This window comes from Dyella japonica DSM 16301 (assembly GCF_001010355.1).
Taxonomy (GTDB): Bacteria; Pseudomonadota; Gammaproteobacteria; order Xanthomonadales; family Rhodanobacteraceae; genus Dyella; species Dyella japonica.
This window is the reverse complement of the sequence record NZ_JPLA01000189.1, coordinates 1-326: the sequence shown is the minus strand read 5'-3', so window position 1 is coordinate 326 and position 326 is coordinate 1. Positions and strand designations below refer to the sequence as shown.

Here is a 326-nt window from a genome sequence, read left to right as displayed (position 1 = left end):
TAACTGCCATTGCAATGGTAGGGGGTTCCCTTGGCTACGCTGCAAGAACCCATGATGCTAAAGAAAGGTTCAGACTCAGCGCCTTCATTCAAGAGGGTGCTTTTTCTGCATTCTTTGGTTTCTTGATAGGTGTAATTAACGTGGAACATGGTGTCCCACTGGGACTCAGTGGGGCGTTCATAGGCGTGTTATCTTGGTCAGGTTCAAGAACCATGCTAAAGTTTCTACGGAGAAAAACGCAAGCATGTGACCGAGAAAAGGAAAGAGGTTAATTATGCGTCACTTCATCAATGATCTTCTTATATTGTGTAAGAAACCACGATTGC

The 326-nt window shown here is 44.5% G+C and carries 1 protein-coding gene; it reads left to right on the top strand.

The window, feature by feature from the left end:
- Positions 1-272 (top strand): phage holin family protein (locus tag Y882_RS19800; RefSeq protein ID WP_156171606.1); only part of this gene is annotated, 272 nt, incomplete at its 5' end.
- Between the last annotated feature and the right edge of the window lie 54 nt (positions 273-326).